Raw genomic sequence first — 25,466 nt, forward strand, 5'->3', positions numbered from 1 at the left:
AGCATCCTCAGATCAGTCCATTCGCGAGCGCGGTCTGGTCGGATGCGCGACGAGCCTGCCGCACCGCATTCATCAGCCCAGGGCATCCAGACGAGACGATGACCGACATCAGCCATATCCGTAATTTTTCGATCATCGCCCATATCGATCATGGCAAATCGACCATTGCCGACCGTTTCATCCAGATCAGCGGTGCGCTGACCGCCCGCGAGATGTCCAGCCAGGTGCTGGATTCGATGGATCTGGAGCGCGAGCGCGGCATCACCATCAAGGCGCAGAGCGTGACGCTCGACTACAAGGCCCGCGATGGTCAGACCTATCAGTTGAATTTCATCGATACCCCAGGACACGTCGATTTCTCCTATGAAGTCTCGCGCTCGCTGGCGGCCTGCGAGGGTGCGCTGCTGGTGGTGGACGCCGCGCAGGGGGTCGAGGCACAGAGCGTCGCCAATTGTTATACCGCCATCGAGCAGGGTCTGGAGGTCTTGCCGGTCCTCAACAAGATCGATCTGCCGTCGGCTGAACCCGAACGGGTTATCAAGGAGATCGAGGAAATCATCGGTCTGGATGCGCAGGACGCGTTGCGCGTGAGCGCCAAGACCGGCGAGGGGATCGACGATCTGCTGGAGGCGCTGGTCGCGCACATCCCGGCGCCAACCGGCGATCCGAACGCGCCGCTCCAGGCGCTCATCATCGACTCCTGGTTCGACCCCTATGTCGGCGTGGTCTCGCTGGTGCGGGTCATGAACGGCGAGATGCGCCGCCGCGACAAGATTCTCATCATGTCCACCGGGCGCACCCAGCAGATCGATGCGGTCGGGGTCTTCACCCCCAAGAAGACCGAGCGCGAGGTGCTGCGCGCGGGCGAGGTCGGCTATATGATCGCCGGCATCAAGGAGATCGACGGCGCGCCGGTCGGCGACACCATCACCCGCCCCGATCAGCCAGCCGACAAGCTGCCCGGCTTCAAACAGATGCAGCCGCGCGTCTTCGCCGGGCTTTATACGGTGATCTCGGACGATTACGAAGATCTGCGCGAGGCGCTCGGTAAGCTGCGGCTCAACGACGCGGCGCTCAATTACGAACCCGAGGTGTCGCAGGCGCTGGGCTTCGGCTTCCGCTGCGGCTTTCTCGGCATGCTGCACATGGAGATCATCCAGGAGCGGCTGGAGCGCGAGTACGATCTCGATCTCATCACCACCGCCCCGACCGTGGTCTATGAGGTGCTGCGCAGCGACGGCGAGGTCATCAAGATCGACAATCCCGCCGACCTGCCGGAGCCGGGCAAATTCAGCGAGGTGCGCGAGCCGATCATCGAGGCCCATATCCTGGTGCCGCAGGATTATCTGGGCTCGGTCATCAATCTCTGCATCGAAAAACGCGGCGTCCAGAAGCAGATCCAGTATCTGGGCGGACAGGTGCAGGTGAGCTATGAGCTGCCCCTGAGCGAGGTGGTGCTCGATTTCTTCGACCGGCTCAAATCGTGCAGCCGCGGTTTCGCCTCGTTCGAGTATACGTTCAAGCGTTTTCAGGTCGCCGATCTGGTCAAGCTGGACATCCTCATCAATGGCGACAAGGTCGATTCGCTCTCATCGATCGTGCATCGCTCGCTCTCGCAGACGCGCGGGCATGACGTGACCGTCCGCATGAAGGATCTCATTCCGCGTCAGATGTTCGAGGTCGCGATCCAGGCCGCCATCGGCAGCAAGATCATCGCCCGCACCACGGTCAAGCCCCTGCGCAAGAACGTGACCGCCAAATGCTATGGCGGCGATGCGACCCGCAAGCGCAAGCTCCTGGAGAAGCAGAAGGAAGGCAAAAAGCGGATGAAGCAGGTCGGCAAGGTCGATATTCCGCAGGAGGCTTTCCTGGCCGTGCTTCAGGTCGGCAAGGATCATTGATCCAAATTCGTTTCACCTGTTTAAAGAGTCCTGTATGACCTTTGATTTCCCTGCCTTTCTCGTCCTGGCGTCCGTTCTGACCGGCGGTATCTGGCTGCTTGATGCCCGTCTCTTCGCGCCGCGTCGTCGTTTATCGGGTAAAAAGGAACCGGTGCTGGTCGAGTACGCGCGCTCCTTTTTTCCGGTCATCTTTGCGGTGCTCATTCTGCGTTCATTCGTGGTCGAGCCTTTCCGCATTCCGTCCAATTCGATGATGCCGACCCTGTTGACCGGCGATTTCATCCTGGTCAACAAATATGCCTATGGTCTGCGTCTGCCGGTGCTGAACAGCAAGATCATCCCCGTTGGCGATCCGCAGCGCGGCGATGTGGTGGTGTTCAAATACCCCCTGGATACCCGGATCGATTACATCAAGCGTGTTATCGGTCTGCCCGGAGACGAGATCGCCTATCGCAATAAAACGATCTTCGTCAATGGTGAGCCCATGGCTCAACTGCCCATCGGGTCGTATGCTGGGGTTGGATCCGGCAGCGAGATGACCGGGGCGCGCGAGGCGCTGGAAAGCCTGGGCGGGGTCGATCATCGCATGCTGACCCGACCCAATGCGCCGAACCTGCCGTTCAACTGTCAGGTGCTGGCGGACGGGCCGGTCAGGGTGCCGCCGGGTCACTTCTTCGTCATGGGCGACAATCGCGACAACAGCGCCGACAGCCGGTGCTGGGGCTTCGTGCCGGAAGACAATCTGGTGGGCAGGGCGTTTGGGATCTGGATGCATTGGGACGGACAGCGCGAGGGCTTCCCCATCGCCTGGTCGCGCCTGGGTGGTGGAATCCAATAACCGGAGATATAGGCAATGTACAGACGATCGCAATCGCGTCAGCGTGGCATCGGGATGCTGGGATTCATCCTCATTGTGGGTCTGGCCACGTTTTTCATCACCATTCTGCTTAAGATGGGACCGGCTTATCTCAACTATTGGACCATTCGGACCATCATGACCGAAGTCGCCAAACAGCCCCAGATGATCGAAGGCGGTCCCCGGGGGATTTTGAACGCGGTCAGCAAACGAATGGACGTCAATAATCTGCGTGACCGCAGCGTCAAGGACGATTTCGCCATCGAGAAGGTCGATAACAATGTTTATAACCTGATCCTCAGCTATGAAGACCGCCGACATCTCTTCTTCAATGTCGATGCCGTGGTGATGTTCGACTATCAGGTGGAAGTCAGGCTGCCGTGAATGCTGACCCGCGTCGTCTGGCGCATGCCCTGGGACACTCATTTCAGCGGCAGGATCTGTTGGAGCAGGGTCTGACGCATCGCAGCGCCGGGCCTGTGAATAATGAGCGTCTGGAGTTTCTGGGCGATGCGCTGATCGGTTTCATCATTGCCGAGGCGCTTTGGGAACGCTTTCCCGAGGCGAACGAAGGCACCCTGAGCCGGATGCGCGCCTCGCTGGTGAAGCGCGAATCGCTCGCCGCCCTGGCGCGGGGACTGCGTCTTGGCGACTATCTGCGACTGGGCGGAGGGGAGTTGCGCACCGGCGGCCATGCGCGCGATTCCATTCTGGCCGACGCGCTGGAGGCTGTGCTCGGCGCCGTCTATCGGGACGCCGGTTTTGGCACTGCCCGTGCCGTAGTCATGGATCTCTTCGCGGACCGGCTCGATGAGACCAGTGCGACCCGCTCGGGCAAGGATCCCAAGACCCGTCTGCAGGAATGGTTGCAGTCGCGCCGGCGACCACTGCCCGACTATCTTGTGCTGAGCATCGGCGGCGACCAGCACGATCAGATCTTTCATGTCGCCTGTGTGCTCGCGGATGCCGATGTGCGCACCCAGGGCGAGGGCAGCAGTCGCCGCCGCGCCGAACAGGCCGCCGCCCAAGCCATGCTGGAGCAAATCGAAAATGTCTGACCCCAAGCTGTCCGAAGCCATTGCCGGGCGCTGCGGCTATGTCGCCATCGTCGGGCGTCCCAACGTGGGCAAGTCGACACTGCTGAACCGCATCCTCGGTCAGAAACTGGCGATCACCTCGCACAAGGCTCAGACCACGCGCCATGCCATTCTCGGCATCAAGACCCGTTCAGAGGGGCAGATCCTCTTTGTCGATACGCCGGGCATCCATGAGCGTGGCGGCAGCGCGCTCAACCGTTATCTGAATCGTGCCGCGCGGGCGACGCTTGCTGACACCGATCTGGCGCTCCTGGTCGTCGAGGCACTGCGCTGGACCGATGAAGACGCCAAGGCGCTGGAGGCCGTCGCTCAGGCCGGGGTGCCGGTGATCGCGGTCGTCAACAAGGTGGATCGGGTCGCGGACAAGCAGGCGCTGCTGCCCTATCTGCAAACGCTCGCCGGACGCCATGATTTTCTGACCCTGATTCCGGTCTCGGCGACCAACGGGGATCAGGTCGAGGCGCTGGAACGTGCGGTTATCGCGGCCCTGCCGGAGGCCGAGCCGCTGTTCCCGGAGGATCAAATCACCGACCGCTCACAACGCTTCTTCGCCGCCGAGCTGATGCGCGAGCAGTTGATGCAGCGTTACGGCGAGGAACTGCCTTACCGCACATCGGTCGAGATTGAGCGTTTCGAAGAAGCCGATGGCCGCTATCGGATTCATGCCCTGATCTGGGTCGAGCGCCCGAGCCAGAAGGCGATCATCATCGGCAAACAGGGCGAGGCGCTCAAAGCCGCCGCCAGTCAGGCGCGTCAGGAGATGCAGAAGCTCTTCGACTGCCCGGTGCATCTGGAAGTCTGGGTCAAGATCAAAAAGAGCTGGTCGAGCGACGAGGCCGCCATTGCGAGTCTTGGGTACAGCGAAGACCATTAAACCGCGTCCAGCGCGATATGCGTCATTTTCAGTTTGTGTTTAAACCGCGTCCAGCGCGATATGCGTAGTTTTCAGTTTGTGTTTGACTTTGGAGATGTCACCAACCTCAGTGGAGACGCGGTTTAAAATTTTATATTTTTTAATATCTTAAACCGCGCCATCTCCGATAATCCTTGAGTCTGCCAGGGCCGATTTGATCCACAAAGATCGCATACCGTGCTGGGCGCGGTTTAAAAACAATGGCCTAAAAAACCCTGTCAATCATGCAAAATCCTGTCAATCCTGTCCATTTTGAAAATCCTCCCGTAGTACAAGGGTTCCAGGGCTTCGTCCTGCACCGGCGCGATTACACCAATACCAGTCTGTTGCTGGAGGTCTTCGGCAGCGGGCAGGGGCGTTTTCCGGCCATCGCCAAAGGCGCGCGTCGGCCACGCAATCCGGCCAGCGCCCTGCTGCAACCCTTTCAGCCCTTATGGCTTGCGGTCGTCGGGCGCGGCGAGGTGCGCACCCTGACCCGGATCGAAGGCGCGGGGCGTCCGATCTCGCTCCAGGGACGCGCGCTGCTGGCCGGTTTCTATCTCAATGAACTGCTGATTCGTCTGCTTGGCCGTCAGGATCCGCATGACCGTCTGTTCGATTCTTATCAGGCCGCGCTCGCGCAGTTGGCCAAAGCAGACGATCTCGACACCCTGCTGCGTCAATTCGAACTGCGTCTGCTGGCCGAGCTGGGTTATGGACTGACGCTGGATCGCGAGGCCGACAGCGGTGAACCCGTGCGGGCGGATCGGTCCTATTACTTCGAGATCGAGCGCGGTGTGCAGACTGCGGCACCGGGCACCCGCGAGCCGATCCTGTCCGGTTCAACCCTGCTGGCGCTGGCGAGGGGAATCTCGCTGGAGCCCACGCAGCGCCACGAAGCGCGCAGGCTGTGCAGACAGGCGCTCGCGCCCCATCTGGGCGAGCGCCCCTTGCAAAGCCGTGAACTCTATCGGCGCTGGTATGGCGATCTTCATCGTATCGAGCATGAACCCGCGTGAAAAAAGTGGTGTTGCAGAACAGGCCGACAGATCATCATTGCCAACTGCCTAGGCGAATGAATTCGCCCCTACAAACTGCCAACTGCCAGGGCGAATGAATTCGCCCCTACCAACGAAAAAACCATGCAGCCAGACATTCAACCATCCGCCGGGGTTCTGCTCGGCGTCAATATCGACCATGTCGCCACCATCCGCCAGGCGCGCGGCACCCGTTATCCGGAGCCGATCCAGGCCGCACTGGTGGCCGAACAGGCCGGCGCGGACGCCATCACCCTGCATCTGCGCGAGGATCGGCGTCATATCCAGGACCGGGATGTCGAGCTGTTGCGCGGCATTCTTCAGACCCGGATGAACCTGGAGATGGCGGCAACCGCCGAGATGGGTCTGGTTGCCGCCCGTATCCGTCCCGCCGACTGCTGTCTGGTCCCCGAACGGCGCGAGGAGCTGACCACTGAAGGCGGTCTGGATGTGGCGGGCAATCAGCCTTACCTGACCGATTTCTGCGCCCGTCTGGCCGAGGCCGGGGTGCGGGTCTCGCTCTTTATTGATGCCGATCCGGCGCAGATCGAGGCCGCGCACGCGATTGGCGCGCCGGTGATCGAGATCCACACCGGACACTATGCCGAGGCGAGCACCCCTGCGGAACGTGCGGAAACACTGGCGCAAATCCGCCGGGCCGTCGATCTGGGCCGCTCGCTCGGCTTGCAGGTCAACGCCGGTCACGGGCTGGACTATCACAATGTCCAGGCCGTTGCAGCCATTCCAGGTGTGCGTGAACTCAATATCGGTCACGCCATCATCGCCCGCGCCCTCTTCACCGGACTGGATCAGGCGGTGCGCGACATGAGGCGCCTTTGTCTCGGATGAACCCCCGATTCACAACCCTCTCCGACTGGCTCGACTGGCAGGTCAGGCTGCATCCGAAACGCATGGACCTGGGGCTGGAGCGCGTGGCGGCGGTCTGGAAGCGGCTTGGCCCCAATCCGCTGCCCTTCCCGGTCATCACGGTTGGCGGGACCAACGGCAAGGGCTCCTGCGTGGCCATGGTCGAGGCCATGACTCAGGCGGCGGGTTATCGCTGTGCCTGTTACACCTCGCCGCATCTGCTGCGCTACAACGAACGGATCCGCATCGATGGCGAGCCGGTCTCTGACGCCGCGCTGTGCGAGACCTTCGCGCGGATCGATGCGGCGCGCGGCGAGATCGCGCTGACCTATTTCGAGTTCGGCACCCTGGCCGCGCTTGATCTCTTCGCCCGCGAGCGGCCGGATCTGGCGGTGCTGGAGGTCGGTCTGGGCGGGCGGCTCGATGCGGTCAATCTGCTGGATGCGGATGTCTCGGTCGTGACCTCGATCGGGCGCGATCATACCGACTGGCTGGGTGAGACCCTGGATTTGATCGCCGTTGAGAAGGCCGGAATCTTTCGCTCCGGTCGCCCGGCAGTCATGGGGCAGCGCGATGCCCCGCCGACCTTGCGTCAGGAGGCCGGGCGTCTGGGCGCCGTGCCGCTCCAACTCGGGCGCGAGTTTGAGCGCGAGACAGCGGATGCCGGCTGGATCTGGCGCGGCCCGCAGGGCGAGCGCCTGGCGCTGCCGATTCCGGCCCTGCGCGGCGCCTTTCAACTGGACAACGCCGCTGCCGCCATCACGGCGCTCCAGTCGTTGCGCGAGCGTCTGCCGATGCCGGTCAACGCCCTGCGCATCGGCTTGCAGCGCGCCCAGTTGCCCGGACGCTTTCAGGTGCTGCCGGGCGCTGTGACCTGGATTCTCGATGTGGCGCACAATGGTCCCGCTGCGCAGGCGCTGGCGACCAATCTGCGCGCCTTCGCCTCTCCCGGTCGGGTGCGGGCGGTGCTGGCGGTGCTGGCCGACAAGGAGCCGGAATCCATCGCGCAACCTTTGCTGCCCTTGGTCGATGACTGGTATCTGGCGCAGAGCGACGATGCGCGGGCGCTGCCGGTCGAGCGTCTCGCCGCAAGGCTGAAAGACGTGCTGCCAGCGCCGCCGACGGGCTGCTTTACCGGGGTCGAGATGGCGCTGAATGCCGCCTGTGCCGCCTCCGCTCCAGGCGACACACTGGTGGTGGTCGGCTCCTTCACGACCGTCGGTCAGGCACTGCGCTGTCACGCTGATGCGACGTGCGGTGCGCCTGCCGATACCTGATTCCAATCCCGACAGGTATACTCCGCTGTCTGTTGCGGGTCGGCCAGGCATCGACCCCCTCATCGCGCGGCCGGATGCGGCGGCGTTCGCTATCTGGGGTAAAGAGCTATGCGAGAAGGAGCCAAAAGACGGTTGACTGGGGCAGTGGTGGTCGTCGCGCTGGCGGTGATCTTTGTGCCCATGCTGTTCGAGGAGGAAGTGTCGGTGCCGCCGATGGTGGAAAGCCCGCTGCCGACTGAACCGGATTTTGCGAGCCGCTTCGAGCCGGCGACATTGAGCCCTCCGGTTGAATCAGCACGGGGTACGGCGGACGCCGATTTGCCGGTGATGGATGGCGATCTGTCGGCAGTCGAAAGCGAGCCGCCTGAGACGGACGATCTGGCGTTCGCCCCCCCGCTTGTCGCGCCAGGTCAGATCAGCCAGCCCGACAGAACGCGCCGGATCGATTCCGCACCTCAGCCTGATCGGCTCAACCAGTCGTCTGCCAAGCCAGCAGCGACTCCCACGAAACCAGCAGCGACTCCCACGAAACCAGCGGCGACGAAGCCGGTCACGCCCACCAGGCCGGTTGTGACCACCAAGCCGGCGATTCCCGCTAAACCGGCAGCGACCCCGCCCGCGAAAACGGCGACGCCTGCCAAACCCGAGAAGACCGCCCCCAACGCCCGTTCGCCTGCCGATGGGATGCCGACCTGGGTTGTGCAGGTCGCCAGTCTCGGCAGTGCGCAGGCGGCGGACGATCTCGAAAAGAAATTGCGGGGTGACGGTTTTTCGGCCTTTGTGGAGAAGGCCGAGGTGCGGGGCAAGACCTATTATCGGGTGCGGGTCGGCCCCAATGCGGATCGCACGAGCGCCGAGCAGACCGCTGACAGACTGCGCCAGAAACAGAAGGTCGAACCTCTGGTTCAACGCTATCAGCAGTGATTCAAATGAACTGGGTCGATTACGTCATTATTGCGATCATCGTGCTGTCCGCGCTGGTGGGACTGGCGCGCGGTCTGATTCGCGAAGTGCTGTCACTGGGGGTCTGGATCGCGGCGTTGGCGGTCGCCTGGATCTTCCATCGCGAGGTGGCCGAGCTGCTGACGACGCAGCTTTCGCAGCCCTCGGCGCGGATCGCGGTGGCCTTTGTCGCCCTGGTGTTCGTCACCCTGATTCTGGGTGCCATCCTTGGCGCGCTGCTGACCAGGCTCATCGACAGGACCGGTCTGACGGGTATCGACCGCCTACTGGGTCTCGTCTTCGGCGCGGCGCGTGGTGGCGTCATCGTGGCGATGACGGTCTTTCTGGTGGCCCTGACGCCTTTGCCGGAAGATACCTGGTGGCGTGAGTCCACCCTGATCGGCGACTTCCAGGTGCTGGCGGACTGGATCCTCAGCCAGACGCCAGCGGATCTTCAGGCATGGATCAAGCAGCTTTAAACCGCGTCCATCATAAAAATTCTTTTTTAATCAGGATTTTCCGCTCGCCCCGTCGGTCCTGCGACGGAAGGTGGTGGCTCCGCAGTCGGCGCAGGGCGGAATGCGTCCGGCCTTGACGAAATGGGTCTCGGCGCCGCAGCGGTCGCAAACGAGCGTGCCGGGGCCGGTGATCTCGCCGGCCTGATAGAGGCTCATCTGGCGCGCGGTCTCAGCCCATTGCGCCAGTTGCAGGCTGGTCTGATCGGCGACCAGCTTGAACATGTCCAGCATGCGTTTTTCGATCAGTTCCAGATCGAACCGCCACCAGTCGTGGATTTCCTGCCCGGTCTCGGCGATATAGTTGGCGGCGTCTTCGATATCGCGGGTGATGTATTCGGAAACCTTCTGCGCCTCCTCGCGGGTCAGCTCGCCGAGTTCGACCATGTTGTCGCGCGCCTTTTCCAGCATCTCACGGAATTTGGGCACGGATTCCTGCTGGGTCTTCTCGATGGTCTCGTGCGTCTCTCTGAGCATCTGCTCGTAAGCCTGCACCAGTTTGTCGGTCGTCTCGTGCTTCTGCTCGCTGGTCATTGCGTGTCTCCGGGGGATGCGGCTGGGATGAACGGCTTGAACCGCAAATTCGGTTCGGTCTGGGTTTTCGATGCGCCTGATCGCGATTTTAGCGCCATTGTCAGCGCCGTGGGTCGGTGTCGGGCTTTGATTCTGTCGTCGTGCGCTTGGCATGGACCACCGGTAGCGGCTCCGCTAACATGATGCCTGAACTTGAGTGAGCGAGTGGGGTAATTGCTTGAGCCAAGAGGCTTCCATTGATGATCTGATTGCGATCATGGCACGGCTGCGCGATCCGGAGCGCGGCTGTCCCTGGGATCTGCAACAGACCTTTCGCACCATTCTCCCCTATACCCTGGAAGAGGCCTACGAGGTCGCCGAGGCGATTGAGCAGGAAGATCCGGCCGCCCTGCGCGAGGAACTCGGCGACCTCCTGTTGCAGGTCGCCTTTCATTCGCGTATTGCCGAAGAAGCGGGCCTGTTTGATTTCGGGCAGGTGGTGCAGGGGATCTGCGACAAGTTGATCCGTCGCCATCCGCATGTCTTTGCTGAGCTGGATCTGCCCGATCTCGACGCGGTGCATGCCAACTGGGAGCGCGAAAAGTCGCGCGAACGCGCAGCCAAAGGCAAGGGCGCGACGGACAGTCTGCTGGCTGGCGTAGCGGCTGCCTTGCCTGCCCTGGTGCGTGCCGAGAAATTGCAGCGGCGGGCGGCGCGGGTCGCTTTCGATTGGGACGACATCGCTGGCGTTTTTGCGAAGGTCGAGGAAGAACTCGGCGAATGCCGCGCAACGCTGGCTGAACAGACCGACCCGACCGAGCGCGTTCACGAAATCGGCGATCTGCTCTTCTCCTGCGTCAATCTGGCCCGTCACATGGGGGTTGATGCAGAACAGGCGCTGCGCGCGGCCAACCGGCGTTTCGAGCGACGCTTCGGACAGATCGAGGCCGCACTGCGGGTCAAGGGGCTGGAGCCGGGGCCGGCGGTGCGCGACGAGATGGAACATCTCTGGAATCTAGCCAAGATGGACGGACGCAATGAGCTTTCTTGACCAGATCCGGGCCTGCAATCGCTGGAATCCGGACGATTTCCTGCCATTTCTGCTCGATGGCGAGCGCATCGGCAGTCTGCGCCCGAGTGCGGCGGATGCGCTGCGACGATGGCCGCCGCATTTTCGACTGACGGCAAACGCCGTGCACTGGATCGACGCCCCCGCTGACTTCGCGACGCGAACCGCCGTGCTCGCAGAGGTGTCGCAGCATCTGGCCGAGGCCGGCGTGATCGAGCCGCTGCATGGCGAGCTGTATCCGGTGACCCCCGGCAATCGGGAGCAGGCGCGCTGTCTGATCGACCGCGCCTGCGCGCCCTTCTTCGGCATGCGCGCCTTCGGGCAGCATCTCAACGGCTTTGTGCGAACCGCACGCGGCATCGAGATGTGGATCGGACGGCGCGCGGCGAGTCGCCGCAATTATCCTGGGCGTCTGGATCATCTGGTGGCCGGAGGTCTGCCCTATGGTCTGGATTTCGCCGAAAATCTGCGCAAGGAATGCGCCGAGGAGGCGGGCATGCCGGCTGAACTGGCGGATCGCGCGGTACCGGTGGGGGCCGTGACCTATTGCCGCGACTCGGAGCACGGTCTCAAACCCGATGTCATGTATTGCTACGATCTGGAACTGCCCGATGATTTCGTGCCGCGCTGCACCGATGGCGAGGTCGAGACCTTCTATCGTCTGCCGGTGGCCGAGGTGCGCGATCTGGTCCGTGACACCGGGGAATTCAAGCTCAACTGCAATCTGGTCATCATCGATTTTCTGATCCGTCATGGCCTGATCGAGCAAAGCGACCCGGATTATCTGGCGATTCTCCGTGGTCTGCGCGTACCCTTGCCCGGTCAGGCAAAAACCATCTAATCTTGTCAGAATCCATCTTCAGTTCATCGCACTTGCGGAAACAGGCACCATGAGCCCAGTTCGACCATCGATCCAACGACGCATCACCCTTCCCGTGGCCATCGGCCCCGTCACCCTTGGCGGTCTGGCGCCGATTGTCATCCAGTCGATGACCAATACCGACACCGCCGATGTGGCCGGTACCGTGCAACAGGTGGCCGAGCTGGCGCGGGCGGGTTCGGAGCTGGTGCGAATCACGGTCAATCACGAATCCGCCGCGCGTGCGGTGCCGGCGATCCGCGAGGCGCTTGATGCCCAGGGTTGCAGGGTTCCGCTGGTCGGCGATTTTCATTTCAACGGGCACCGGCTGCTGGCCGATTACCCCGAGTGCGCGCAGGCGTTGGCCAAATACCGCATCAATCCGGGCAATGTCGGCACCGGCGAAACGAAGGGCAGCCAGTTCGCGACCATGATCGATCTGGCCTGCCGCTATGAGCGCCCGGTGCGGATCGGGGTCAACTGGGGGAGTCTGGATCAGGAACTCATTGCCCGCCTGATGGACGAAAACGCCCGTTCCGCCCAGCCGCGCGAGCCCGAACACATCATGCACGAGGCAATGGTGCAGTCGGCCCTTTCCAGCGCCGAGCGCGCCGTCGAACTGGGTCTGCCCAAAAACCGGATCATCCTGTCCTGCAAGATGAGCGGGGTGCAGGATCTGATCGCGGTCTATCGGATGATGGCCGCGCGCAGCGATTATGCGCTGCATCTGGGTCTGACCGAGGCGGGGATGGGCTCCAAAGGCATCGTCGCCTCGACCGCTGCGCTGGCTGTGCTGTTGCAGGAAGGTATCGGCGACACCATCCGCGTGTCGCTGACCCCGGCCCCTGGCGAGGCGCGCACCCGGGAGGTGGTGGTCGCGCAGGAGATTCTTCAGACCATGGGGCTGCGCGCCTTCGCGCCGATGGTCACGGCCTGTCCCGGCTGCGGTCGCACCACCAGCGACACCTTTCAGCATCTGGCGCAGAATATCCAGACCTATCTCCGCGACCAGATGCCGGTGTGGCGCACTCAGTATCCGGGCGTGGAGACCATGCAGGTGGCGGTCATGGGCTGCGTCGTCAACGGTCCCGGCGAGAGCAAGCACGCCAATATCGGCATCAGCCTGCCGGGCAGCGGCGAACGGCCCTCAGCGCCCGTCTATATCGACGGCGAGAAAGTCACCACGCTCAAAGGCGAGGGAATTGCCGACCAGTTCAAACGCATGGTGGATGACTATATCGAATCCCACTATGGCGCGGGGTCGCGCTCGGGTTGAACGCCAGTTGGCAGGACGACTGACGACTGAGGTGGTTTCACGGGAAAGTTTCTACCAGAGTCAAGGCTCCAAATGGACAGGATGAACAGGATTTCGCAGGATTTACAGGAGACAAGCTATTGTTTTCTTCATCCTGTCAATCTTGAAAAATCCTGTGAATCCTGTCCATTCACGATCTCTCAGTGGGTAGATTGTTTTCAGGAAATCGCCTTAACATGAAACCGGAGGATCAACGATGCGCCTGATTGATGCCGAAGCCGCCATCCTCGCTGACCTGGCAGACGAAAGCGATGTCGTGGGCGAGAAGGGACTGTCCGGGTCGGGGGTTACGGTCGTCGCCGCCCGGCATCCCACACTGGGCCGGCTGGTGATCGTCAGGCTGCCGAATGGTTCGGGCGTCCTCGTCGAGATCGACGAGTCAGGCAACATCGCTCAATCCTGACCGGAATCGCTCGCGATCCCGCGCAGCCCGTTGCAGCGGTCGAGGCGATGCGCCAGATAGTCAGCGCGCATCGCTTCGTAATCAGAGAACTCCAGCTTGCCGGCGTGGCTGTCGATCTGTCGCGTGGCGGCGATCTCGGCCACGACCTCAACCGCCTCGGCGGCGGCAATCGCCAGCAGGCCCGATGAGGGGTCGAGCAGCATCCACATGGATGTCCAGAGAATGGCGTTGGTGACGATGACATCGGTGAAGGCGTCACGGGCGGTGCGCGGGCCGATGAAGGGCAGCACCAGATAGGGTCCGGCGTCCACCCCATAGGCGCAGAGCACCAGCCCGAGATCCAGTTCCTGACGCGGATAACCCCAGTCGGTAGCGGTGTCGTACCAGCCGAGCACGCCGACCGTGCTGTTGATGCCGAACCGCTGCGTGGCGGTCCAGGCGGTCGCCCAGTCTCCGATCAGCAATCCCGACAGCAGGGTGAGGGGCTCGTTGACAAAATTGATGGCGATGTTGCCGAAGCCGCCGCCCTGGTCGGTCTGACTTGGTGCAGCCTGCGGGGTTTGTGGCGCGAGGCCCGCGCCAAATTCGTGAATGAAACGATAGACTTCATGGTTGAAATCGAACATGAAGTGGCTATAACCATCGAGAATAGCCGGTGTTGGCGAGACGTTGTCCGGATTGCTCTGCGCAAGCGATATGCCTGAAAACGTCATGGAGAGCAAAAGAAAATATGTCGCAATGCGATAGATCATGAGTCCCAACTCTTCTGTGACCTGTTTGTCATATCACCGGCCAAGTAACCCTGGGTGTATTGTCTGCTTTTGATATTTGGACTAGAGTAAGTCGCCTTATCCCAACCTTTAGGCCGTTCACGAAGGAGTTATCCGGATGTTCGATCTTGCCACCCTTGTTTTCGGCGCCGGATCCGCAGTGGGTCTTGCCGCTCTGCTTTCGACGGATCCGATCGTGGTCCGCAAGGCCTACGTGCCGCTTACGGTTGAATATTATCAGGGATACAACGGCATGTTGGTCTCAAAACTCCTGCGGGAACGGATTCGGATCATCGCCCGGGAAGCCGGCACCTCGCGCGGTGATTCGCTGGGCGTCTTCAACGCGGATGAATCCGCCATTGATGTCCTGGCGGAGCGGCTCTATGTGGATGGCGTCGTCGATTCGCTGCGCGAATTTCTCGATTTGCAGTCCTATAGTCTCGATCCCTATCTCGTTCAGTCACCGGATGGAGTCAAGCTGGGGATCAAGGGCGAATCGGCGGATGGGCAATTGTTTTATCTGTCCGTCAAGGGCGGTCAGGATGAAGACATACCTGTCCTCATCGATAGGCTCGCCCAGCTTTTCATCGAAAAGGTCGATCCTTATGTCTTGACGCTTTATTATTTCCGTCAGGACTACGCGCTGGGTGATTTCACCAAAAGTCTGCCGATGATTGAGCATAGCGTTCGCGTCCTGCCGCAAGTATCCAAGGTGTGGCCGCTATTGCTTCGGGGGCGTGTGCATTATCGACTGGGCGAATATGATCAGGCGATCCTCACATATCAGGAGGCATTGCGAATCGACCCCAACTTCCCGCTCGCCTTTGCGCGTTGGGGTGAGGCACTGGTCGCCAAGGGCGATGTCAAGGGTGGTCTGGAGAAGATGCAATTGGCGGTCGTCAAGATGCACCAGAATGACTTCGCCACGCACCATCTCACGTCGTTTGCCCCACCGATCTATACGCTGTTGGGCGACCATCTGGTCAAAATCGGCGCGGATGAGGCGGCGCGCGGAGTCTATGTTCAGGGCTTGGCGCTGGCGTCCAACGATCCTCTGCTTCAGACCAGTCTTGGCTCGCTCTATCTGCGCCACGGACAATTCGATCCAGCGATCAAGCTACTGCAAAGCGCCCTGGTCACGCATCCCGATCCGTCAGTTCCACGAAAGCTGCTGGATCAGGCCATGGCCAGAGAATCCGCCCCCCAATCCTGAGGTATCTGTTCGCTTCTAGCCGCCCAACCGATCCCGCTCAGCCTCGGTGTGGCGGTCAACATCCTATTCAATCGCTTGCTGCCAATCGGGAGTGCTAACGCTATGATTCGTGCTTTCCTCTTCACCGTCGCCCTGTTCAGCGCGGGTCTTGCCAATGTCCATGCCGCGACCGCACCGACTTCCCAGGAATTTCTGGGAGGCGCCGGTAGCGCCTGTCTGACCGGTGGCGCTGTCTTCGGCTTGACCGCCTTCTTTGTCGGCCCCGCCGCGCTTACGATGGCCGGCACGCAGATTCTTCCCGCAACGGCCATGACCACCACCGGTGTCTCGGCTATGCTGGGTTGCGGCGCCAGTGCAGTCGCGGCTCTGGTTTATTACGGCGTCCAGTTAACCTACGATTTTTTCTATGGTGGTTGGGATTATCCCCTGTTGTATCCGCTGCGCACCGATCTCTCAGAACCAGAGGCGGCTCCCGCCAAGTAACACGCCAGATAACCGTCTCCAGGTACGCGGGCGAACGAGGTTGGGTTTCTCGTCGCCCCTGCGTCCATCTTTGCCGAGATTGATCCATGCCATTACAGCCGGCGCCACGCAGCGGGCGCCTGACCCTGACCCTGACCCTTGCCATTGCGCTCATTCTGGCCATTGGTCTGGCGCTGGCGTCCTATCTCGACGAGGCTAATTTCAGGCGCGCCCATACGCAGCTCGCCATCTCGCGCATGCTGGTTCCAACCCAGGATCTGCATCGTCTGATTGAGTCGAGTATGGACTTCGGTCTCGCCCTGACGCAGTTGACGACTCTGCCGCAACGCTTGCAGACCATGCTGGATGAGGATGCCGATCTTCTCGCGATCATGGTCTATGACCAATCGGGTCAGATCATCTTCCAGGCCGCACAGGGAGATGTCAGCGTGCCGGAGCGGATACCAGGCGATTGGCCGCATGGCGCGGCGGAACAGGATGGCTGGCATCTGGCGAACCCCGACCGTTATCTGCTCGGCATGGGATTCAGAAACAGTTTCAACCAGCCGGCGGGAACCCTGGTACTGGCCTATGACCGCGCGCGCGTTGATGCCCCCGTTGTATCGATGCGCGCTGCGCTGGTGCGCAATCTGGTGTTGACTCAGGCCATCATGACGCTGCTGGTGGCGGTGGGGGTCTATCGGCTCGTGCGCCCGTTGCGCGCCGAATTGCATGTCGCGAAAGCCTGCGGGGGAGGGAGGCTGGAGCGCCCTGATGAGGCGCAGACACCGGCCCATCCGGTCAGCGACATGCTCGCCAACGTCATGGCCTTTGCGGCGGCCATCAATCGTGCGCTGCGTCGGCTCGCACAGGTGGCGGCAGGCCGGCCAGACGATGCGGCGCCTGAGATGGAATCAAACGCAACGCTTGCCCGTTTGATTGGACTGGATCGCTTCAACCGACGCATGCTGCTGTTCGCGCTTCTGCTCATCCTGTCCGGTGTTGGCGTCCTCTCCTATCTGACCCTGCTCGATTTCCGCCGCGAGTTCGAGCCTGCGCTCCATCGCAAGGCGGAGGTCATCGGCGATTCGCTGCGGCGGATGCTGCTGTTTCTGGATGCGCATGGCGTGCAGCCGCAGTCCCTGCGAGGTCTGGACGATCATTTCGAGACCATTCGCACGCATCATCCTGAAGTCGGTTATCTCGCGCTGGTCGATCCGTCCGGCCAGATCCAGGCCGCTGCCGGCACCATTCCCGAGCAGATCCGCGCTGATCTTCAAGCCCGAAATGCCGCTTCGGAAGGGCCGGTCGTGATTCAGTCGGACATTTATGTCGATACCCCGACCCCGGTTCATCGCGTGTCCGGCCTCATCGGCTATCTCCATGTCGGGCAGGAGCGTCGCTTTATCGACCATCAGATGGCTGAAATCTGGTGGGATCTCGGGACGGTCGCACTGGTCTCCATGCTGATCGCCTTCGAGTTGCTGCTGTTCGCCATCGCCTTTCTCGTCCATGTTCCGCTTTCTGCCGTGGCGCGTCTGGCGCGGGAGGTGTGCGCTGGCAATTTTGCCGCGCGCATCGTCGTTCGTGCTCGCAATGACTTTGGACAACTTGCCGCTGCCCTGAACGCGCGTCTTGACCATGTCGCTCAGGTCTGCCGGCAGGCGCTGGCCCAGGCACAGACCGAGACGACCCGGATCGCGCTGACCCGTCTGCATGATCGTTATGGCCGCGATCAGGCGGGTGACTTGCAACCCGTTGCCGAGGATCGGCTGATCCTGATCCGCTGGCCGTTCTTTCTGCTCATCTTCGCCGAATCCCTGTCGCTGTCGTTTTTCCCGCTCTATGTCAGACAGCTTTACACCCCCATTCCCGGCTGGTCGCAGGAACTGGTGCTGGGACTGCCGATCTCGATCTTCATGCTGGTCTGGGCGCTCTCGCTGCCAGCCGGCGGCGCCTGGTCCGACCGGGTAGGCCGCCGCCGCGCCTTTCTGCTCGGCGCCCTTGTGGCCGGAGTGGGGCTGGCGCTGACAGCGACGGCACAGGGGATCTGGGATCTCATCCTCTGGCGATCACTGACTGCACTGGGGTATGGCGTCGTCTTCATCACCGCCCAAGGCTATGTGGTCGATTACACCCCGGCCGCCCAGCGTACACGCGGCATGGCGATGTTTCTGGCTACTTTTTTCGGCGGCTCGCTGTGCGGCGCAGCAATCGGCGGCATCCTGGCCGAACGGATCGGCTATGCACCGGTCTTCTGGCTGTCGGCCCTGCTGGCCCTGATTGCCGCCGCCGTTGCCGGACGCTTCTTGATTCCTCCGGCAGGACCGTCAGTCGCCGCCCGTTCGCGCGTGCGACTGGCGGATCTCTGGGATCTGCTGCGCAACCCGCGCTTCATGGCCGTGACCCTGCTGACGGCGATCCCCGCCAAGCTGATCCTGACCGGTTTTCTCTACTATGCGATGCCGCTGTATCTGAGCACCCTGGCCTTGAACTCGGGCGATGTCGGACGGGTCATGATGACCTATGGTCTGGCCATGATCCTCCTGTCGCCGCTGGTGGGGTATCTCGCCGACGCCTGGGGCCGGCGCGCTGGATTTGTCACAGTGGGTGGTCTGCTGGCGGCGCTCGCGATCCTGCTGCTCGAACTCAAGGCGAGCGTGCTGCTGGCGGTGTTTGGCATCACCCTGCTGGGGGCCGCTCAGGCCATCGGGGTCTCGCCGCAGCTCTCGCTGGTGATGGATGTGAGCCGGATCCATAGCGAACGCATGGGTGCCGGGACCGTGATGGGGATCTTCCGGCTGATGGAGCGTCTCGGCAATGTGCTGGGGCCAATCGTTCTGGCGCTGCTGATCGGGGCGCTGGGATTCGATGGCGCCTTCCTGGCGCTCGGTCTGTACGCCCTCTTATCCGTGGCGCTCTTCGGTCTGATCTGGCTGGCATTCGCGCGCCAGGATCGGCGGCTGGCTTCATCGCAAGCGTGCGTGCAACCGGTTTTGCGTGCGGAGCGTGCGGCGGCATGAAGCCTTTTCCGACCATCCTGAGCGTCCTGCTGATCCTGCTCGTCGGCCTTGGCGCCATGGCTTCGGAAGTCGCTGGTGCCAGCGTCTCTCCTCCGACCCATCGAATTTATCTGGCCCTGTATCGGGGTATGACGCCGGCTGAACAGGGTTTCATGGATTATCTGCGGGATCATGATCTGCCTGTCGAGTTCATCGTGCGGGATGCAGGCAACGATCCCAACGCGATTCCAGCGATGCGCGATGACATCCGCGCCATGAGACCGGATCTCGTTTACAGCTTTGGCACCACCCTGACCCGCATCCTGGCGGGTACGCAGGGGAGCATTGATCCGGCCGTGCATATCACGGATATCCCCATCCTGTTCAATATCGTCGCCGATCCTGTGGGCGCCGGACTCGTCCCCGATCTCAAGTCATCCGGACGCAATCTGACCGGAACCATGCACACGGTTCCCATTGCCGCGCAGTATCGGACCCTGCGCGAGGCGCTGCCCTGTACGCGACTGGGGATCCTTTATAATCCGCAGGAGCCCAATTCCGCGCTGTCGGTGGATGCCTTGACGCAGTTGGCTGAACGTGACGGGTTGAGCGTCCTGCGCGCACCCGTCACACCTGCGAATGGTTCCCACGCTGTCGCCGCTGCGATCAGCCGCGTCGTTCAGGATCTGCTTGACCAGAAGGTCGATGTCATCTATCTGCCATCCGACTCCTTTGTGATCCAGCATGCCCGACTCATTACAGGGATCACAGCGGCGGCTGAGATTCCCACCTTTTCAGCCACGGAAGATCCCGTCCGTGCGAGTGGCGCGACCATGGGTCTGGTCAGCGCCTATTACAATGTCGGACAATTCGCCGGCTTCAAGGCGACACAGATTCTGCGCGACCATCTGGGTCCGTCTGAGATCCCCATTGAGTCGATCAACCGTTTCGCCTTTCTCGTCAATGTGGACGCTGCCCGCCGCGTCCATCGTCTGCCGCCGATTGCCTTGTTGCGAGTCGCCGAGCTCATCTGCTACAACGAAGGCGGTTGTCTGCCGGATGACGTCGCTGCTGCGACCGTTGCGCCGCCGGGGCAATCGTCCGGGCCAACCGTTCCGGCCATTCCGCTTGAGGCGAGCAAGGTCGAGCAAACAGAAGCCATCTCAGCGACTTCGAGCGGTCAAACGCAGACGGTTGAGCGCATCGCGCCGCCTTCACCCTGTGATCCTGGACAACCCTTCGTGTTGCGGCATGACGGCAGTGCGTCCCGGATCGAGTTGCCGCGCTGCGTGCAGGACAATGGTGCGCCGCGTGTGCTGGATGCGCCACCACTGACGAACCGGCTCGTCCTGCTGGTTCAGCAACATCTCAACGATCAGGGTTTCGACGCCGGGCGCAACGATGGTCTGATCGGCCCCCGCACCCGTGCGGCGATCCGGCGCTTTCAGACAGCGCAGGGGCTGAAAACGACCGGCATGATCGACTTCGCGTTACTTGATCGTCTGCAAGCGTCATCCCCATAGACCAGGACAACCGGAGCCAGTGATCATGCGAGCTTTTCATCGGTCAGCCGTGTTCATAACCGTCCTTCTGGCAGGCTGGCACGGCGTTTCATCGGCGCAGACCCTCTCTGCCCCGACGACCGGAGCCAGCGAGTTCAGGCTGCTGGCCGAGCCCATGAGCGCGGAATGGGAAGCCAGCCTGCTGCCACCCTTGCTGCAAAGCCTGATGCGCATTGGTCCTTATGTCATTCAGCGTGCGTCAGCCATTGATGCGCTGTCAGCCGTGGGTGCCTCGACCCATCATCTGGCGCTGCTGCGCCGTTCGAGCGCCCTGGCTGCCGGCGCGGCGTCCCCCGTCGAATGGCTGGAAATCGGTCCTGCCGCCTGTCTGACGCTGGTTGTGCGCGACGACGCCGACTGGTTCAGCTATGGCGATCTGAATTACGGGTCTGGTCGGCCGCTGCGTGTGGATGTCGCCAGCGTTGCGGCGCATCAGGATTTCGAGCGATTGCTGACCGCCTTTCCGCTGGCTGGCGAGGTCCAGATTCAGGTTCGACCAACACTGATCGCACTTCAGCGTCTGGCGGCACGGGATAGTGATCTGGCCGTGCTTGATGTCCCGCGCCACGGTGTCGGCGCTCATCCGAGCGAGACGATGCCGCTGGTGGCAGAGCGCGGCTTGCGTCTGCTGGACATCCCGCCAGCCCTGATCGCCAGGGCGCCCGGTCTGACCGCTGGCGAGGTGCTGATCTCGTCGGGATGGTTCTGGGAATCCCCCCGAACCTATCGCACCCTCTGCGACCCCTTTGTGCTCGCTATGCCAAAGGGGCAGGCCGACCGTCTGGTGTATGCATTGCATCGCGTGTTGAGCAAGGGACAGGTCGGGGCGATGACGACTGCGGAGAGTGCAGGCATGTCGGTTGCGATACCGGATTGGACACCGGTTGCGACGGCGGCGGATCCGGCGCCTGATCCCTCGCCGCCAGCACCGGTCGATGTTGAGACGCCCGTACCGGTCCCTGAGCCGGTTCAGGTCGAAGCGGAAACACCGGTATCGACCGCGATCTGCGATCCGGCAAAGCCCTATGTCTTGCTACATGCCGGGAGCGAGACGCGCCTGGAACTGGTCCGCTGCACGCTTGACCAGGGCGAACCCCGTCTGCTCAAGGAGCCGCCACTGAGCAATCCGCTGGTCCTGATGCTGCAACGTCATCTCAATGATCTGGGTTTCAAGGCGGGCCGCCCCGACGGGCTGATTGGAGCCCGCACCCGCGAGGCGATCCGGCGCTTCCAGACGGCAGAGGGACAAACGTCAAATGGATCGATCACCTTTGATTTGATCGACCGGATTCAGCAGGCAGCGGCCAGTCGGTAGCGTGACTCCCGAATGACCATCAGTCCATTCACAGTGTCAATTCTGTTCGTCCTGTCTGTTTCTTTCAGGGCGAGAGGATCCCTGCCGCGACCAGCAGGCGACGGAAGGCATCGCTGAGTGTTGCAAAAAAGCCCGGTTGCGTCTCGGTTTGAGCGGGGGCGGCGCCGCCGGTGCCGCCTTCTTCCGCCAGCTTGGAATAGAGCGCATAGATCAGTTGGTCGGCGCCGGTCGTCGGCATGGCAAGGACGAAGGGGTCGCAGAGACTGCGATAGAGCTTGGGTGATTCCCAGAACCAGCCCTTCGAGATGACGATCTCGCCGAGTTTGCGTCCGTCCGCCGCCCGGTCGAGCGCCAGCGGCAGTTCCAGCAGGCGCAGGTCGCGCGAGGTGACGAAGGTCATGACATCTTCCGGCTGATCAGACGCGCCCCGCCGGGGAACATCGAGCACCACCAGATCCGCATCCCCGGCCACCAGACGCTGGACGGCGATATGGGTCGGGCGCTCCAGAAGCAGCACTTTGCTGCCAATCGGAAAATCATTGAGCAGACGTTGAAAATCCTGACGTGCGCCCGGGCTGACCGCCTCTACGCGCAGTGGGCGCTCAGATCCGTAGTTCAGATCAGCATAGGTGTTCCAGATGGAATCCTGGCGCACGGCCAGCGTCAGACAGGACGCCGGGCCGATTTCGAGCAGCTCGATGCCTTGATTGTCACCCGCACCAGCGGCGATTGCGCTTGAGCGACGCAGCAGCGCCAGACGTCGGGACGATCCGGCGACAGCACGCAGGGCATCTGCCGGTTCCGCCCTTATCGTTGTGTAAGGCGCGATCCGCAGGAGGTTTTGCAGCATGGGCGGAACGAGTCGAGCCTCCCATTCCGCACTCAGCGGCTCGACCAAGAGCGCGAAATCGGTTGATGTGGTACTCGCGGGTGGTGCGAAAGGCGATGCAGCGACGGGGGCGGATGGCGCGGCGCCTTGGCCGATGCCGGTCTGAAGGGTCAGAAAAACGCCAAGCCACAGTGATCGGGAATGACCGAACATATTGATTTAAAGTCTCCTGCTGATGTCGTCTGAGTCAACCTGACCGGAGAGACGGGTCCGCATTGCCGACCAGCAGACGCCGATCGTGAGCGCGATCGTCACGAACATGATGATATACAACTGCAGTAATTCCCAACTATAGAAGGTGACGAATTCCAGCCGCCAGAGAGTGATCGCGATGGAGATCATGCAGATCGTCAGCAGGAACACGCCGGCATAACCAAGCGCGCGAAAGGTCAGTTGAATAAAGGTCAGATTGAGTGCGAAGACCACCAGACCGACCGAGATTTTTAGTGACAGATCGGCGTCGGACTCAAACGCCCAATGTATAAATGAACGTCCGCTCGGGTTATAGGTGCCGAAAACCACGGCAGCGATCAGAAACCAGCGCAGGATGATACTGTAAATGCCGAATTTCATGGCGTGGTTCCGTTCTTCGGGAGATCAGTCAGGGTTTGCAGCGCCGCGACAAAGTCGTCTGGCTGAAGCATCAGTTCTCCGGCGAAGGGATAGAGCATTTTCACTGCAAGGGTGATGAGCGAGATGAAGACGACGACCAGTGCGGTGCCAAGCAGAATATGGACAATCGCATAAGGTGTATAAACGAACCATGGAAGGGCGATGGCAACCAGGGTCAGGATAATCAGCACGCTTGAAAGCATGTTGGGCAGGGCGTCACCATTGCCTGGCCCATTCGTCACACGTTCCGCCCGCCGCGTCAGCACCTGTGTGGCGATCTGCTGCGCCTGGACGGCAATCCCCCGATCCTCTGCTGAATAGCGCCCCGCCTCGGCGATGCCGGCAAAAATCCGGTCAAGATCGACTTGAGCCGCCTGACTCTCGTCGCCGAATTTCAGCAGTGGCCATTCTTCCTCAATCACGGTGCGCAGATAATCCTGGATGAGATCTGGCAGGGCGCCCTGTGCGCTCGGCGAAAATTGGGCCGTGGTCTGACTGAGCGCACGCAAGGCTAGGGCTTCGTTTCTCACGGTCGTCTGCATGTCCTGGTACTGCTCGAAGGCGGAGACCAGAAACAAACCGATCATGACTGCATAAATTTCAGCCATGTAATTGATTTTGGCCTGGGCGGCGGTGCCGGTAATGCGATACTCGCTTGGATAAAAGGCGCGAACGAGCAGGATCCCCAACACTGAAATCAGGATGCCGGGAATGGCGAGAAGCAGAAAGGCTGCCAGAAAGGGCGTTTCCGCCAGCCATTCGAGAAAGTTGCTCGCCATGATCTTTAAGTGTCAGTTCTGGCGTCGGTGATCCCGGCGGCGCGAAACCAACGCTTCGAGCGCAGTAGGCCGCTTCCCTGTGGTTTTAATCCCTTGCGGGCGGCGGCATCCTTGACCGCCTGTTCCGCGACCTTTTTATCCACGACACCGCGCGCCATGGTTTGCACGGCGGCAGCCAGTTGACGAAAAGAGTCACGGGTGAGACGTCCCCGGGGATCAGCAAATGAGACGACCAAGTCGTCAAGCAGACGCTCAACTTCAGTTTCAACGAAAACCAGACGCGCCGAAGACGCGCCCAGAATCAGGGAACGAGCCTCGAACGGATCCAGGTCGAGATCGAAGGTCGCCTTTTGCAGCCATTCGCTTTCGCGTTGTTTATTGACCCATTTGCAACGCTGCGTTTGATCCATGACGAAATCATGGAAGCGTCGGCCTCTGTGCTGTGTCTCGGACAAGTTCGGGCACCCGGATCGGTATATTATTCAAAGCCGTTTGGCTTTGCGATCATATCATAAGCGCGATCAGAGCGGCGAACGCTGCGGCAGATCGCCATCCTGATCATAGAGATAGAGAAAAATAAAAATGACGAACAGGAGCCAAAAATTCAGCCAATACATGATCCAGGCCAGGATGATGACTGCCATATAACCAACCACCATGGTCGTCAGGGTCGCCCAGCAAAACAGCAGGACGCCGCGCATGGCCTGCCAGGAACGCCACGCCAGCAGGGCCACCGCCAGCGCGATCCAGAACAGCGCCTGAAACACCCAGGGGCGCCAGCTATCGTCGAGCATATCCAGACGTAATTGAATCAGGCCGGCAATCAGCGCAAACAGGATATCAAAAGGGTTCAGCCAGATGTCATAGAGTTCATCGAGACGCAGTGACCAGTAATCCGAAAGCCAGATGCCTTCCGGGTTTAGCCAACTGGTGACTTCCATTGCATCCAGAGCCGCGGCGCACAGAATAAGGCCGGCCAGGATTGGTAGCCATGAAAAAGGTGGAACCGAATACATGCCGCGATTGTCAAGATGCTGAATCAGCAGGCGATTGACAAAAATCATCGAGGTTGGCAGGATAAACATTGGAATCGCGCTCTGGATAATCAATAAGACGTGCTGCTCGACATTCATGCAATCAAAGGCTCCGGGATCGTTGCAATAGCCAATTTGCGATGTCTAATGAGCGCCGAGGTTAAATTTAATGTTTACGTCATCGGTTCGAGTTAAAGGCGAGCGCGATTCCTGGTGGGATGATGTGATCGGGCTGTTGTCGGGTCGCGGCATTCGCCGGGGTAATCCCGAGACATTTGCCGTTAA

At 61.3% G+C, this 25,466-nt stretch carries 26 protein-coding genes; 19 read left to right on the top strand and 7 right to left on the bottom strand.

Features of this window, described 5'->3' with window-relative positions:
• Positions 1-98 precede the first annotated feature (98 nt).
• The 10 genes from lepA to EDC35_RS09670 all read left to right on the top strand — a co-directional run bounded on the left by lepA (position 99) and on the right by EDC35_RS09670 (position 9,348).
• A complete protein-coding gene (gene lepA, locus EDC35_RS09625) occupies positions 99-1,901 on the top strand; it encodes a translation elongation factor 4 (RefSeq protein WP_132977027.1) in 1,803 nt (600 codons plus the stop codon).
• A 34-nt stretch (positions 1,902-1,935) separates the two neighbouring features.
• Positions 1,936-2,739 carry a signal peptidase I gene (gene lepB / locus EDC35_RS09630; protein WP_132977028.1) on the top strand — a complete coding sequence of 268 codons (804 nt, stop codon included), beginning with the start codon at positions 1,936-1,938 and terminating at the stop codon, positions 2,737-2,739.
• Between the two features lie 15 nt (positions 2,740-2,754).
• Positions 2,755-3,141: a DUF4845 domain-containing protein gene (locus tag EDC35_RS09635; protein WP_132977029.1), complete on the top strand. Its 387-nt coding sequence runs from the start codon at positions 2,755-2,757 to the stop codon at positions 3,139-3,141.
• Positions 3,138-3,815, top strand: a complete 678-nt coding sequence (gene rnc / locus EDC35_RS09640) for a ribonuclease III (RefSeq protein ID WP_132977030.1) — start codon at positions 3,138-3,140, stop codon at positions 3,813-3,815. The genes EDC35_RS09635 and rnc overlap by 4 nt, the downstream gene beginning before the upstream one ends.
• The gene (era, locus tag EDC35_RS09645) at positions 3,808-4,728 is read left to right on the top strand and encodes a GTPase Era (protein WP_132977031.1); all 921 of its coding nucleotides are present in this window, start codon (positions 3,808-3,810) and stop codon (positions 4,726-4,728) included. The genes rnc and era overlap by 8 nt, the downstream gene beginning before the upstream one ends.
• Positions 4,729-4,991: 263 nt before the next feature.
• Complete coding sequence (gene recO / locus EDC35_RS09650) at positions 4,992-5,765, top strand: DNA repair protein RecO (RefSeq protein ID WP_132977032.1); 774 nt, start codon at positions 4,992-4,994, stop codon at positions 5,763-5,765.
• Positions 5,766-5,888: 123 nt separating this feature from the next.
• Positions 5,889-6,632 (top strand): pyridoxine 5'-phosphate synthase, encoded by a 744-nt coding sequence (gene pdxJ, locus EDC35_RS09655; RefSeq protein ID WP_132977033.1) that lies wholly within the window; start codon positions 5,889-5,891, stop codon positions 6,630-6,632.
• Positions 6,629-7,927, top strand: coding sequence for a bifunctional tetrahydrofolate synthase/dihydrofolate synthase (folC, locus tag EDC35_RS09660; RefSeq protein WP_132977034.1), 1,299 nt, complete (start codon positions 6,629-6,631; stop codon positions 7,925-7,927). Before pdxJ ends, folC begins: the two co-directional genes overlap by 4 nt.
• A 132-nt stretch (positions 7,928-8,059) precedes the next feature.
• Positions 8,060-8,851: an SPOR domain-containing protein gene (locus EDC35_RS09665; RefSeq protein WP_165903394.1), complete on the top strand. Its 792-nt coding sequence runs from the start codon at positions 8,060-8,062 to the stop codon at positions 8,849-8,851.
• Positions 8,852-8,856: 5 nt separating this feature from the next.
• Positions 8,857-9,348 carry a CvpA family protein gene (locus EDC35_RS09670; protein WP_132977036.1) on the top strand — a complete coding sequence of 164 codons (492 nt, stop codon included), beginning with the start codon at positions 8,857-8,859 and terminating at the stop codon, positions 9,346-9,348.
• A gap of 30 nt (positions 9,349-9,378) precedes the next feature.
• Here the strand turns inward: EDC35_RS09670 and EDC35_RS09675 are convergent, their stop codons facing one another.
• Positions 9,379-9,918 (bottom strand): zinc ribbon-containing protein, encoded by a 540-nt coding sequence (locus EDC35_RS09675; RefSeq protein WP_132977037.1) that lies wholly within the window; start codon positions 9,916-9,918, stop codon positions 9,379-9,381.
• Between the two features lie 217 nt (positions 9,919-10,135).
• Between EDC35_RS09675 and mazG the strand changes: the two genes are divergently transcribed.
• From mazG to EDC35_RS09695, 4 genes are all read left to right on the top strand, one after another.
• Positions 10,136-10,948: a nucleoside triphosphate pyrophosphohydrolase gene (gene mazG / locus EDC35_RS09680; RefSeq protein WP_132977038.1), complete on the top strand. Its 813-nt coding sequence runs from the start codon at positions 10,136-10,138 to the stop codon at positions 10,946-10,948.
• Positions 10,935-11,807, top strand: coding sequence for a DUF4743 domain-containing protein (locus tag EDC35_RS09685; RefSeq protein WP_132977039.1), 873 nt, complete (start codon positions 10,935-10,937; stop codon positions 11,805-11,807). Before mazG ends, EDC35_RS09685 begins: the two co-directional genes overlap by 14 nt.
• 49 nt (positions 11,808-11,856) lie before the next feature.
• Positions 11,857-13,101: a flavodoxin-dependent (E)-4-hydroxy-3-methylbut-2-enyl-diphosphate synthase gene (gene ispG, locus EDC35_RS09690; protein ID WP_132977040.1), complete on the top strand. Its 1,245-nt coding sequence runs from the start codon at positions 11,857-11,859 to the stop codon at positions 13,099-13,101.
• A gap of 235 nt (positions 13,102-13,336) precedes the next feature.
• Positions 13,337-13,543: a hypothetical protein gene (locus EDC35_RS09695; protein WP_132977041.1), complete on the top strand. Its 207-nt coding sequence runs from the start codon at positions 13,337-13,339 to the stop codon at positions 13,541-13,543.
• On the opposite strand, the gene EDC35_RS09700 is transcribed toward EDC35_RS09695, so the two are convergent.
• Positions 13,534-14,295 carry an MlaA family lipoprotein gene (locus EDC35_RS09700; protein ID WP_132977042.1) on the bottom strand — a complete coding sequence of 254 codons (762 nt, stop codon included), beginning with the start codon at positions 14,293-14,295 and terminating at the stop codon, positions 13,534-13,536. The genes EDC35_RS09695 and EDC35_RS09700 overlap by 10 nt on opposite strands.
• Positions 14,296-14,431: 136 nt before the next feature.
• On the opposite strand from EDC35_RS09700, the gene EDC35_RS09705 reads away from it, so the two are divergent.
• From EDC35_RS09705 to EDC35_RS09725, 5 genes are all read left to right on the top strand, one after another.
• Complete coding sequence (locus EDC35_RS09705) at positions 14,432-15,526, top strand: tetratricopeptide repeat protein (RefSeq protein ID WP_132977043.1); 1,095 nt, start codon at positions 14,432-14,434, stop codon at positions 15,524-15,526.
• Positions 15,527-15,628: 102 nt separating this feature from the next.
• The gene (locus tag EDC35_RS09710) at positions 15,629-16,009 is read left to right on the top strand and encodes a hypothetical protein (RefSeq protein ID WP_132977044.1); all 381 of its coding nucleotides are present in this window, start codon (positions 15,629-15,631) and stop codon (positions 16,007-16,009) included.
• Between the two features lie 86 nt (positions 16,010-16,095).
• Complete coding sequence (locus EDC35_RS09715) at positions 16,096-19,011, top strand: MFS transporter (protein ID WP_132977045.1); 2,916 nt, start codon at positions 16,096-16,098, stop codon at positions 19,009-19,011.
• Positions 19,008-20,513, top strand: coding sequence for an ABC transporter substrate binding protein (locus EDC35_RS18840; protein ID WP_132977046.1), 1,506 nt, complete (start codon positions 19,008-19,010; stop codon positions 20,511-20,513). Before EDC35_RS09715 ends, EDC35_RS18840 begins: the two co-directional genes overlap by 4 nt.
• 25 nt (positions 20,514-20,538) lie before the next feature.
• Entirely contained in the window at positions 20,539-21,867 is a 1,329-nt protein-coding gene (locus tag EDC35_RS09725) for a peptidoglycan-binding domain-containing protein (RefSeq protein WP_132977047.1), read from the top strand.
• 64 nt (positions 21,868-21,931) lie between these two features.
• On the opposite strand, the gene EDC35_RS09730 is transcribed toward EDC35_RS09725, so the two are convergent.
• The 5 genes from EDC35_RS09730 to EDC35_RS09750 all read right to left on the bottom strand — a co-directional run bounded on the left by EDC35_RS09730 (position 21,932) and on the right by EDC35_RS09750 (position 25,280).
• The gene (locus tag EDC35_RS09730) at positions 21,932-22,909 is read right to left on the bottom strand and encodes a hypothetical protein (protein WP_132977048.1); all 978 of its coding nucleotides are present in this window, start codon (positions 22,907-22,909) and stop codon (positions 21,932-21,934) included.
• 6 nt (positions 22,910-22,915) lie between these two features.
• The gene (locus tag EDC35_RS09735) at positions 22,916-23,329 is read right to left on the bottom strand and encodes a DUF6524 family protein (protein ID WP_132977049.1); all 414 of its coding nucleotides are present in this window, start codon (positions 23,327-23,329) and stop codon (positions 22,916-22,918) included.
• Entirely contained in the window at positions 23,326-24,147 is an 822-nt protein-coding gene (locus EDC35_RS09740) for a bestrophin-like domain (RefSeq protein ID WP_132977050.1), read from the bottom strand. Before EDC35_RS09740 ends, EDC35_RS09735 begins: the two co-directional genes overlap by 4 nt.
• 5 nt (positions 24,148-24,152) lie before the next feature.
• Positions 24,153-24,557, bottom strand: a complete 405-nt coding sequence (locus EDC35_RS09745) for a hypothetical protein (protein ID WP_132977051.1) — start codon at positions 24,555-24,557, stop codon at positions 24,153-24,155.
• Positions 24,558-24,668: 111 nt separating this feature from the next.
• Complete coding sequence (locus EDC35_RS09750; RefSeq protein WP_132977052.1) at positions 24,669-25,280, bottom strand: hypothetical protein; 612 nt, start codon at positions 25,278-25,280, stop codon at positions 24,669-24,671.
• Positions 25,281-25,466: the final 186 nt, after the last annotated feature.

It is taken from the genome of Thiobaca trueperi (assembly GCF_004342175.1).
Classification (GTDB): domain Bacteria; phylum Pseudomonadota; class Gammaproteobacteria; order Chromatiales; family Chromatiaceae; genus Thiobaca; species Thiobaca trueperi.